An 11,158-nucleotide genomic window follows, 5' to 3' on the forward strand; every position below is an offset into this window, starting at 1 on the left:
ATGCCGCGGGCGTGGAGCGCCAACATGAATTCCACCTGCAACACGCGTTACCCCAAACTCCGCTCAAGCATCGCCGCATCCCGCCCGCCGGCCCGAAATGTATCGCCGGTTTCGATCGCCGTCACAATGACTTCGGCCGGGCTGAACAGCAATGGGTCGATGGCGTAGAAGTCGCCCTTGAATTGCTTGAAGATTTCGGCGAACGGCTGGCCGTAGTCGCGGGACGACCGGCTCGGCAGGTTTCGGGCGAGTTCCTCGGCTGCCTGGGCGGTACCCTTCACGAAAAGCTGGGCGATCCCGCCATAGATGATCGCGTCGTTTGTCCGGCCCATGGCGGTAAGGAAGTCCGGATGAGGGGCGGGGATGGGGGCCGCGCCTATGCCGTCGACGATGTCCTCCAGCGGGAATTTGAGATCGTTGGCCTTGTGCAGGGCGACTTCCAGAACACGGGAGACGATCTGGACGGCTCCGGCTATGCTTTGTGTCGGCGCATAGAGAAACGTAAGCTTGTCGGCCGCGAGGCCGGTGGCCTTGGCGACCTTTTCGACGACCGCCTGCGGCGGCGGTTCGGCCGTTTCCAGTATCAGCACGGCGGACGATGCAATGTCGCGGTAGGCGAGGGTGGTGTAGAGCGGTTCCACCCGGGCCAGCGCGCGCGCCGGGCCGGAGCCCATGGCAAAATAGCCGTCGCCCGACAGGTTCCAGCCCGCGTATTGGGAACCGAGGCATGCAAGCACCGGCTGCGAGGACCGGACTTCGACGGTGAACGGCCATTTCTCCGAGGCGCGGTCCATGACCGCCGAGATGCTGCCGAGGCCGCCCATCGCCGCCTCCGCCATGTGCAGCCCGGCTTCGACGCCTCCTGCGGCCCTGGAGCCCGCGTCGATCAGCGTCTCACCGAGCGGGCCGTTGGAAACGGCGATGCGCAGGCGCTCCGCGTCGCGGATCATGCCGTCGGCGATGCGCTGGGCGTTGTCGTTCAGGAACGCCGAACCGTCTTTCATGTCCGGTCTCCTTCCCATTGGTGTTGCAATTGCCTGGCGTGCGCCTTGACGGCCCGTTGGGTGGCGCCGGCGCTGGGGCCGCGGGCGAAAACGGTGCAGACGGGATCACCGGCAATCAGTATCGTGCCGGGCGATTGATGGTCGGCTGTCCAGTCGGGCCATTCGATCGCCGGGAATTGCGGAACCGGCGCCGCCGCATAAGTGATCATCGAGGCCATGGAGTCGGCAAAGCGCGGCAGGCGATAAGCCTCGCCTCTCGCCGCGCGCAGATGCGCTTCCATTAAGGGCGCTTCGGCGCAGTCGAAAATGTCGAGCGTGGCGCCTGGTCTCGGATTGATCTCGACGAGCCTATAGCCGTCGGCGCCATGGATGAAGTCGGCGCTGCAAAGCCCCACCAGGCCGGCGCGGCGCGTCAGGCCGGAAAGCCAGCCGCCTATCATTTCCGCCTGGGCGCGGTCGAAGCGTCGCAGGCGCACGGCCCCGCCGTAGCGGTAGGGCGCAGCCGGGGCGGGAGAGACCCATTGCCGGCTGAAGCCGACGATACGTGCGGACTTGCCGTCACCAATGAACAGGGCCGAGACGCTGCGGCCGGAAACGAAGCGCTGGAAATAGCGCCCGGCAGGCGGCGTTCCCCCGGTTGCCCGCTCTATGTGCACGCCGCCCGCGCCGCCCACAGTCTTGATCACCCAGCTTTCTGGGTCGGGGGGCGGCTCCCATTGGAACGCGGGGTGCGGTATGCCAAGTTCGGCGCAATCGCACGCCAGCATTTGTGGATCCTTGACGCGGCGTATCGCCCGCGCGCCGTTGCCTGCTAACGGGAAAATGCTCGCGACCTCGTCGACGAGGTCCGTCTGCCGTTCGAAACCCGAGCCCAGGACGACGGGGACCGACCGGTCGTTTCCGGCCAGGCGGTGGAGCGTCTCAATGATGCGCGCGCCATCTATGCCGCTCTGCAGGTCGCCCGGCAGCTTCATCGCGCGCTCGGCCAGCGCGACCGTATCGGTATCGCAGAAAAAATCCGCGACCAGCGGCCGATAGCCGGCTCGCCGCGCCGAGGCAGCCAGCGCGCGGCCCGAGATCGCCGCGATCAGGAGAAGGCCGGCGTTATTTGGCGAACTGGCGTGCAAGGGTAAACGCGTCCTGGAAATCGAATGTGACCGTCTTGTCCGCCTCGATCATCTTCTTGAAGAGACCGTACTCGACCTTGTATTTGACGTTGCCGATGGCGAGCGGGCCAATGCCGACGGCCGCTGTCGCATCGATCGGATCGCCATTGGCGTTGACCGCCAGCCCTTCTATGCCGGCCGGCGGAACCGCATTCACGTCGGCGCCGACGAGCAGCCTGCCGGCACCCTGCAGATGGGCCTTCGAGATGACTTGGACCCCTGCCTTCGCGGCGCTCAGAACAACCTCGCTGGCCTGAACGATGGCCGTCTTGCCGGCGTCCGTCGAACCGTCCGCGGGGGTGACGCCTACCCCGAAGCGGTCCCTGATCTCGGCGGCGATCTTCTCCACCCGTTCGAGGCCGTCATGGCCGACGATCGTGACCTCGGCGCCTTCCCTGGCCGCGATGACGGCGGTGCAGAAGCCGACCACGCCGGTCGCGCCGAAGATAGCGACCGCCGTGCCTTTCAGGCCGCGCCCGGAGTGCTGTTCGAGCGCCTTCTCGACCTTGGCCACCATTGCCGCGGCGGTCGTGAACGACCCTGCCGGATCGGCGAAAACCGACACCTGGAAGGGCGGCACCATCGCCTTCTTCGCCGCGTCGAACATATCTAGCGCCAGCGACACGTCCTTGCCGCCAATGAATATCCCCGTATCCACGCCGGCGTCGGGCGGGCGGGAAAAGATGGCGTCCTGCACCAGTCCGGTGACATCGCCGAGGCTCACGTCGACGTAGGGAATGACCGCGTCGAAGCCCGCGTCGAGAGCCATGTTCACGTCGAAGGGGCTCATCTGCCGCAGCGGCGTCAGCATATGCAGGATGTGTTTGCGGGCCATCTTTCGCCTTTTCTTCTCGAGTGCCTTCGCCGTTCAGCTGCCCACGAGGTCGAGCGTGGTCGAATTGATCCTGGCGCCGGAGTTCCTGCCCCGCACGATCCTGATCTCCACGCCGTCCCCGACCGATTTTCCGCCCGCGCCGACGATCCGGCGCGCTTCGTCTTCCGACGCCGCGAAGGCAAAACCCGTCGGCCCCCACGAACTCTGGCCTATCCCGACCGCGCCGGCTTCGGCCAGCCGCCGTGCCACGGCCTCGACGCGCTTCGAGGTGAAGACGCCGCCCTGGGCCGGCGCGAAATGGCTGCCGATGAGCATCTGGATCGTCGTGACGGCTGCGCCGAAAGCGGGCAGGTCGCGCTCGATGAGGGCGGGCATCAGCCCCATCAGCACCTGCCGGCAGATCTCGCCCGCGCCTGCCGCGGGAAACTGGGGCAGGGCGCGGAAGGCTTCGAGTTCATCCTTGCCATGGAGCCCTTCCACGGCCTCGTCGAGGATGAGCAGCACGCGCCATTCGTCGGGAAAGGGAAGCCGCGCCACGACCGGCGGAGACTTGCCGCTGCTGTTCTTTCCTGCGTCCACGATCACGCCGCCGCTCTCGAAACTGGCGATGCCGATGCCCGACCGCGCGCCGCGCGCAAGCAGGATGGCATCGCCGGCGATATCGAGCGGCAGCCGGTGCAGCGTGCGCAGCGCCGCCGCCACCGCCAGCGCGATCTGGGTTCCCGATCCGAGGCCGGCATGGGAAGGAATGGCCTGTTCCACCACCACGCGATGGCTGGACCTGATGCCGAGATGCCGGCAGAGCACCGACAGGTGCTTTTCGGCGCGCGCGGCCTCGCCGCCCTCGACCGAGGTTTCGGCGGCCCGCGACAGGGTCACGACCGTCTCCGGCTCGCTCAGCGGCAGGCCGACGCTGCCGAAGCGGCGTCCGACATCGCCATTCAGATCGAGGAAGCCAAGATGCAGGCGGGCGGGCACTCTTATGGTAACGGAATTCGACATCTGCCCCCGGATGGGTGCATCATTACATGCATCGCGAAGTTTAGGTGCCCGCGGTCATGATAGCCGTTTTCGGCGAGGGGGCAAGCATGGCGGGCCCTCTACTTTGGTGCCGGGGCCCCTGCCTTTTAAACAGCACACGGAGATCGAGATGAGCGAGATAGTCAAGGAAAAGGTCTATTCGGAAGCCGAAATCGCTGAGCGGCTCGAGAAGGAGCTGCCGAAATGGCGTTATGAGAACGGCTGGATCCGGCGAAAATACAAGACCCACAGCTGGAAATCGACGCTGATGGTCATCAACACGGTCGGCCACCTCGCGGAAGCCGCGTGGCACCATCCAGACATCACCGCTTCCTATGCCTGGGTCGAGGTTCGCCTTATGAACCACGCGGCCAAAGGCGTCACCGACAAGGATTTCGAACTGGCGAAGAAGATCGAGGACGTCGTCCAGTGGCAGCCGGCGAGCGAAGGCGGCGCGCTGGAAGGCACGCCCCAGACAGACCAGCGGTTCGCCTACGTCAAATACGACTAGGTTGAGGACTCATTCAGATCCAGGCTGAAATGATTGCAGCGAGAGCGAGGGCTGAGAGGTAGTTCTGTGCATGGCGATCGTATCGTGTTGCGATGCGGCGCCAGTTTTTCAGCTTACAGAACATGCGCTCGATAAGGTTTCGTCGGCGATATGCCTTGTGATCGAGCGGATAGGGCGTGCGCCGTGCGGCGGTTGATGGAATGATTGCCTTGATCCTGGCCCGTTTCAGCCAATTGCGCAGACTGTCGGCATCATAGGCTTTGTCGGCCAGTAGCCTTTTGGGCTTGGCCACCATGCCGATCAAGGGAATGGCCATGGTGATGTCGGCGATGTTGCCCGGCGTCAGCGCGAAGGCGACCGGTCGGCCGCGATCATCGGCCAAAGCATGGATTTTGCTCGTTCTTCCACCACGCGAGCGGCCAATCGCTTCCGAGAATTCCCCCTTTTTGAGCCTGCCGCAGAGCGATGCGCCTTGACGTGGCTGCTATCGATGGACAGCTCATCCGGAACGGGCCCGGCAGCCGCCATCTTCTCGAAGATACGCTGCCAGATACGGCGCTGCGACCACCTGTTGTAGCGATTGTAGATTGTGGTTGGCGGACCATAAGCCGTAGGCACGTCGCGCCAGCGGCAGCCGGTCTTGAGAACATGCAGGATGCCCGAAATCACCCTGCGGTCATCAACCCGAGGTTTCCCCGCTTTGCCGCGAGGAAGATGCGGTTCCATCGCCCTCCACGCCTCATCCGACAACCAAAATAAGCTCTTCGACATCAGTCCTGCCTCCAGCGACTCATTGAAGGCGAAGAATACCAATGGAAATCAGTCGATTGTATGAGTTCTCAACCTAGGCTCAGGATCGCGAGAATAGGGTCTTAACGGTGATGAATCACCGGATGGCGCCCCAAGAGCGGTCATCGCCGGACCGTGACTCAGACGTCGCGTTTGGGGCCGACAGCGGACAGGCAGCTTCTGGCTCCAGAACGAAGATTGCAGACATTCAACCTGCTGGAATCGAGTCGTGATCTGACCCGGACCGGACGTTCTTATCGCTAATTGGCATCTCGGAAGCGGACGTTCAGGCGAACCGGCGTCCATGACCAAACGCGATCTTCACAATTGGGTGCCAAGCGATAGGCGGTTGGTCATCGCTGCTGCGGTCAGGAACTCTGACTCGTGCCTTGGATGCTGCCGCTTCACGGGCCAATTACCATACACTTTACGGATGAGCCTTTTTAAGTGCCATACGAGACACGGAAGCCATCCAACGGGCTGGCTTCGACACCTGCGACTCCCTGTCCGGTACTAATTGGGCAACCGACGGAAAGCGTAGGGCTAGTCCGTATACGCATCTTCGCCTCGAATTCGTCCCGAACCCGCACGATCTGCCGGCGCAGCCACTGGTGGGCGAGATCACCATTATGGCGGGCGTGCCAGAATACGTTGATGTTCGTTGCTGGGAGCGCTACCGGCGAATCATAGATTTTCAGTCCGAGATGGGTCGCCATTAAATCCGCAAACTGGCGCGGAACAGTGGCGAGATGAAGAGAATTGGCGGTTGCAATGGCAACGCCGAGCGTATGCGGCAGGATCAGCGCGACATGGCGTTTGCGTCCCACCTTGGTGAGCGCTGAATCCACTGCACAGTTCAGCGTGCCGCTGGACGATCTCACCACGTGATGAAGCTGGCAAAACATATCCAGGGGAATCACCTCGCGCGGGGCAATGCCTGCCGCCGCGATTCCAGGGTGCTTGGCTGAAGCCACGACAACATAGGGCGCCGACAGCAGATGCATGCTGGAGACCCATTCGGGGACGTTGAGTTCGGTTTCCAGGACGACGTCAACGGCATCTTCCTGGAGCAGCCTCTCGGCGTTTCCCCAGGCGTTGTCGACGAGTTGAAGCGAAATACCCGGCGCTTCCTCCGCGAAGCGGCTGGAAAGGGCGGGCATCATCATTAACGAGAACACATCCGAACCCAGAAGCGTGAAGCGTCGCTGGATGGTCGTGGGATCGAACTGCTTTCGGTTGCGCAAGGCGAACTCAATCTTGCCCAGCGCCTCACGAGTGGATGAACCGAGTTCGAGCGCGCGAGGAGTGGGTATCATGTCGTTGCCGCGGCGGACAAAGAGCTGATCGTCGAGAATTTCGCGCAGCCGTTTGAGCGCTGCGCTGACCGCAGGCTGGCTAAGCCCGATCTGGTCGCCGGCGCGGGTCACACTGCGCTCACGCATCAGCGCGTCGAACACCCTCAAGAGATTGAGGTCGAAACCATTGAAGTTCATGTGTCTGTTTGCCCCCAGCAAACGGTAGAACTGCTTCCGAGCAGGACTAAGGTCTCGTAAGCCTATGGAACTGAGATGAGATTCAAAAAAATTTAGAAACAACGCTACAACATCAGCAATCTCCCCTGATTGCAAATTATTCAACCATGCATGGAAATGTGAAAATTGATATCGATGCAGCTACTGCACGGAAATCCCTGGCGGGTCTAGGCATTGCTCCCGATTCTTGCTCGCAATTATTACATGGGTACAGTCTGCGGCAGTTCAAGAGGTTTTTTAATTATGGTGCTTTTTCTAACTGGCGCCCCGGCCCGTATGTCTTGAACTCCATTTGCCTCGTGAATACGACCTATACAAACATTGAATTTCATGAACGTCGTTCTGGCCTCTAGATCGGTCGTACAGTCGACCTTCTGAAAGGGTTTGAAAAAATGCGAAACATCGAAAGCGATGCCGTGATTTTCTGATTACCCGGCGTTTGTATCCGTTTAATGCCGCGGATAGCCGAGCGTCAGCGATCTGCCTGTCTCCTTCCCGGCATGTTGGGAGGCACATAATAGGCTTCGCGCGAACCAGAGTCAGAATGCCCTAAGCGATCGAACTGTATTTGTTCCGTGGATGGAACCCATACGAATATTGAATTTCACAAGTTTCGCATCACTTCCTAAATGGCGTTCCCGTTGCGGGTTCGGGTGGAGAATCGAAGAAATACGAAACATCACGAAAGCGGCGACATCGTTCGTGATTGGCTGCCACCGGATCGTACGATGTTGCAGACGAGAATGGGTGGGTGCAACTGAATGACGTATCAGGCTGAAGGCTAAGAACCGTTCAGCCTTTCCAAAGACGGGCCCGCCTGCGGCAGGGTCAGTCGTCCCTTCACCGAGAAGGCTGTTACCGCGCCCACAGCAGGGCCGGGCCAGCACGAAACGACATAACCAGGCCGCCTCACAGGAGTGAGGCGGGCACGAGATTTTGCGTAATCACGGAGGTAACGAAAGATGGCAAATATACCAGGAACGGACGCGGCCGACACGCTATTCGGGACCGTCGGTGCGGATGTTATTACCGGCGGTTTGAGCGATGACTTCATTCTGGCGTCTTCGGGGAACGACACTGCGTCGGGTGGATTCCAGAACGATTTCATCTCCGGGGATGACGGCGCCGACGTGCTGAACGGCAATTCCGGCAGCGACAATATCGATGGCGGCGCGGGCGCCGACACGATCAATGCTGGTACCGGTGACGATAGGATCAATGTCTTCGACCTAACGAACGGCAACGGCGATATCGTCGATGGTGGTCTCGGCTTCGATACGCTGATGGTCAACTATGGAGACCAGGCGGCGGCGGTCATATTCACCGCAAAGGATCCGATTGCGCAATCGACTGTCGTGGGGGGCATCAAAGTCATCAATGTCGAGCAATACCAGATAACGGGCAGCAACTTCGGCGACAGCCTTACCGGCGGCCGCTGGAACGACATGCTGGACGGTGGAGCCGGCAACGATGCCGTTAATGGCGGCATCGGTAACGACTTCCTCGCTGGCGGCGACGGCAACGACATCGCGAACGGCGGCAATGGTAGCGATTTTGTCACGGGCGGGCTGGGCGACGACACGCTCAAGGGTGGTTACGGCAGTGACACAATCATGGGCGACGTCGGAAACGACAAGATCTACGGCGAGTATGGCAACGATTTCCTGATGGCCGGCGCCGGCAACGACACAGTCTCGGGTGGAGAGGGCAACGACTACCTGCAAGGTGAGGCAGGCGACGACAGCATCGACAGCGGCAACGGCGATGACAGCCTTTACGGCAATGCCGGCATCGACACCATCAAGGCCGGGGCCGGCAACGACATCGTCAATGTGGTGATTGGCGAGGGCAAGGACACGATCGACGGCGGCCTCGGCGCAGACGTGCTCGTGGTCAACAAACTGGTGGGCACCTTCACTGCGAAGGCCTCTACCGTCTCCAACGCCCTCTCGGATGGTTCCACCTTCATCGGAATCGAAGCCTACTGGCTCGACAGCGGGCAGGGCTCGATCAGCGTCGACAAATGGACCGGGTGGGACGGCAATGACCGGATGACGAGCTGGGGCGGCAACGACACGCTGTCGGGTGGCAAGGGTGACGATATCCTTGATGCCGGCAATGGCGTCGACACGGTGAACGGCGGCGACGGCAATGACGCGATCTCCGTGGGCAATGGGGGCAAGGATACCATTACTGCCGGTGCGGGTGTCGATTCAGTCTCGATCATGCGCAACGACGCCACCGCCGCCGTGACCTTCTCGATCACCGGGAACACCGGCAAGCTCAGCGACGGCACCACCGTCACCGACGCCGAGCACTACACGATCCATTCCGGAGCGGGCAACGACGTGCTCACCGCCGGCACCGCCTTATCGGTCAAGTTCTACGGCAATGGGGGCTCTGACAGGCTGACCGGCGGTTTAGGCAACGACACGCTCGACGGCGGCGCGGGCAACGACGTGCTTGTCGGCGGCGACGGCAACGACGCGATCACCGACAATGCCGGCGGCAACACAATCAACGCCGGCAACGGCAACGACGCCGTGAACCTTGAGATCACGGCGGGTACGGCCGCCAACTCGATCCAGCTGGGCACAGGAAATGATGCCGTCAGGATCAACTATTCTGGAGGCAGCACGGCCGGGACATTCACGGTCGACGGCGGTACGGGCACGGACATCGCTTCGGTCAGCCGATCGCAAACCACCAAAAACCTGACCTTTGTCCTCTCGCCCAATGCGGTGCTGACCAATGGCGACGTGACGCTGAAGAACGTGGAGGCGGTCCAGATGTGGTCCGGTTCGGGCGCCGACAACCTCACAGGCGGGGCGCTCAGCGACCTGTTCCATGGCGGGTCCGGCAACGATACGCTGAAAGGTCTTGCCGGCAATGATGCTCTATACGGCGGCGCAGGGGTCGACCTGCTCGAAGGCGGAGACGGAAACGACATACTCCAGGCGACCTACAGCACCCAGTTCGACACCCATGCGGACAAGCTCTATGGCGGCGCCGGAGACGACCAGTTGCGCATCAATCATGGCGATTTCGCCGATGGGGGTACCGGCAGCGACCGCGTTTATGTCGATCTTTCCAATCAGGTCACCGGTGTGAGCTTCACCTTCACGAACGGCACGGTTGCGGTCAATTCGGTCACCAAGTTCACGGCCGCGGAAAGCCTCGAATTCTACGGAACGAGCGGTAACGATACCGTAACGGCGGGTACTCTGAACGACGTGCTGGTAGGCAATGCCGGCAGCGATACGCTGCGTGGCGGCGGCGGCAACGACAGCCTGTACGACGGCGCAGGCAACGATAAGCTCTACGGCGATGCGGGCAACGACACGCTGGTTCGCACCGTCGAGGCCGGCGTCGACATCATCGACGGCGGTGCCGGCATCGACACGCTGATGTTCAACTTCGACTCCGAAAGGTCCGTCATTCTCGATCTGGCCAACAACGCCAACAATGCCGGCATGGCCAAAGGCCTGACGGTGACGGGCATCGAGATCGTCTACGGCAGTGACCTGGACGACGACATCCGCGGCACGGCCGCCAATGAGACTTTCTTCGGCGGCGACGGCGACGACTACCTGTTCGGCGGCGCTGGGAACGATGTGCTGGAAGGCGGAGCAGCCGGCGATCTGCTGAAGGGCGGCGCAGGCAGCGACCAGTTTGTCTTCCATGCCGACGGTTTCGGCACCGGTGACCAAATCGTGGACTTCACGCGCGGACAGGACAAGCTCGTCATCGACCGCTCGGATTTCGGTATGGCGGCAGCTGGCAACCCCGGACTTGTGGCGGGTGCCGACCCGTTGGCTTCGGGAACCGGCCCGCAGTTCCTGTTTGAAACGGACAATGGTCGGCTCTGGTACGATCGCGATGGGACCGGCAACAACTATGACGCCGAACTCATCGTTACGCTGGCCGGTAACAATGCGCTCGCGCTCAGCGACTTCCTGTTCGTGTGAGATCGTCGATGCCCCGCCGACATATCGGCGGGGCATTCCAGCGAATTGAAAACTGTGTGGTTTCTCCGTCGATCGTTACGGACCGTAGCTACCGACCAGACCGACGCCGTTGAGCCCAACCCGAAGGTTGACGCGATCACCGGGACCAATGATCCCGGCTTCTTGCTGATATCGGCAATGGGTCGACACCCGCCAGCGCCCTCAACGGCCGACAGGAGGCGCAAACCAGCCGTTCACGGCCCGGTAGAAGGCATTCGCATCGGGCTCGAAGCGGCCGCGATGCGCTGCAGGACCAATGGCCTGGACGCTATTCCCCGGATGGCGGCTGAAAAC

Annotated in this window: 8 protein-coding genes; 2 read left to right on the forward strand and 6 right to left on the reverse strand. The window is 61.8% G+C overall.

Going from position 1 to position 11,158, the window contains the following annotated elements:
• Positions 1–47: 47 nt before the first annotated feature.
• The 4 genes from mch to ACG873_RS04745 are packed head-to-tail and all read right to left on the reverse strand — an operon-like array spanning position 48 to position 4,007.
• Positions 48–1,004, reverse strand: coding sequence for a methenyltetrahydromethanopterin cyclohydrolase (gene mch, locus ACG873_RS04730; RefSeq protein WP_394890678.1), 957 nt, complete (start codon positions 1,002–1,004; stop codon positions 48–50).
• Complete coding sequence (locus tag ACG873_RS04735) at positions 1,001–2,131, reverse strand: ATP-grasp domain-containing protein (RefSeq protein WP_394890679.1); 1,131 nt, start codon at positions 2,129–2,131, stop codon at positions 1,001–1,003. The genes mch and ACG873_RS04735 overlap by 4 nt, the downstream gene beginning before the upstream one ends.
• Positions 2,109–3,005 (reverse strand): NAD(P)-dependent methylenetetrahydromethanopterin dehydrogenase, encoded by an 897-nt coding sequence (locus ACG873_RS04740; protein WP_394890680.1) that lies wholly within the window; start codon positions 3,003–3,005, stop codon positions 2,109–2,111. The genes ACG873_RS04735 and ACG873_RS04740 overlap by 23 nt, the downstream gene beginning before the upstream one ends.
• Before the next feature lie 33 nt (positions 3,006–3,038).
• Positions 3,039–4,007, reverse strand: a complete 969-nt coding sequence (locus ACG873_RS04745; protein ID WP_394890681.1) for a beta-ribofuranosylaminobenzene 5'-phosphate synthase family protein — start codon at positions 4,005–4,007, stop codon at positions 3,039–3,041.
• A 148-nt stretch (positions 4,008–4,155) separates the two neighbouring features.
• Between ACG873_RS04745 and ACG873_RS04750 the strand changes: the two genes are divergently transcribed.
• Positions 4,156–4,536 carry a 4a-hydroxytetrahydrobiopterin dehydratase gene (locus ACG873_RS04750; protein WP_394890682.1) on the forward strand — a complete coding sequence of 127 codons (381 nt, stop codon included), beginning with the start codon at positions 4,156–4,158 and terminating at the stop codon, positions 4,534–4,536.
• A gap of 13 nt (positions 4,537–4,549) precedes the next feature.
• Here ACG873_RS04750 and ACG873_RS04755 read toward each other — a convergent pair.
• Together ACG873_RS04755 and ACG873_RS04760 are read right to left on the reverse strand one after the other, a co-directional pair.
• Positions 4,550–5,307, reverse strand: a protein-coding gene (locus tag ACG873_RS04755; RefSeq protein ID WP_394886139.1) for an IS5 family transposase whose coding sequence is annotated in 2 segments (ribosomal slippage) — positions 4,550–4,948 and positions 4,951–5,307 — 756 coding nt in all. Because the reading frame shifts where the segments join, the coding sequence is not laid out codon by codon here.
• A 461-nt stretch (positions 5,308–5,768) separates the two neighbouring features.
• Positions 5,769–6,818: a LysR family transcriptional regulator gene (locus ACG873_RS04760; protein ID WP_394890683.1), complete on the reverse strand. Its 1,050-nt coding sequence runs from the start codon at positions 6,816–6,818 to the stop codon at positions 5,769–5,771.
• Between the two features lie 1,001 nt (positions 6,819–7,819).
• Here ACG873_RS04760 and ACG873_RS04765 point away from each other — a divergent pair.
• On the forward strand, positions 7,820–10,825 hold the full coding sequence (locus ACG873_RS04765) for a calcium-binding protein (RefSeq protein ID WP_394890684.1): 3,006 nt from the start codon (positions 7,820–7,822) through the stop codon (positions 10,823–10,825).
• Positions 10,826–11,158: the final 333 nt, after the last annotated feature.

Source organism: Allomesorhizobium aridi, assembly GCF_043769475.1.
Classification (GTDB): Bacteria; Pseudomonadota; Alphaproteobacteria; order Rhizobiales; family Rhizobiaceae; genus Allomesorhizobium.

Excerpts from the sequence above, each read along its gene's own strand:
- mch (WP_394890678.1), bottom strand. The coding sequence starts at position 1,004 with ATGAAAGACGGTTCGGCGTTCCTGAACGACAACGCCCAGCGCATCGCC.
- ACG873_RS04740 (WP_394890680.1), bottom strand. The coding sequence starts at position 3,005 with ATGGCCCGCAAACACATCCTGCATATGCTGACGCCGCTGCGGCAGATG.
- ACG873_RS04745 (WP_394890681.1), bottom strand. The coding sequence starts at position 4,007 with ATGTCGAATTCCGTTACCATAAGAGTGCCCGCCCGCCTGCATCTTGGC.
- ACG873_RS04750 (WP_394890682.1), top strand. The coding sequence starts at position 4,156 with ATGAGCGAGATAGTCAAGGAAAAGGTCTATTCGGAAGCCGAAATCGCT.
- ACG873_RS04760 (WP_394890683.1), bottom strand. The coding sequence starts at position 6,818 with ATGAACTTCAATGGTTTCGACCTCAATCTCTTGAGGGTGTTCGACGCG.
- ACG873_RS04765 (WP_394890684.1), top strand. The coding sequence starts at position 7,820 with ATGGCAAATATACCAGGAACGGACGCGGCCGACACGCTATTCGGGACC.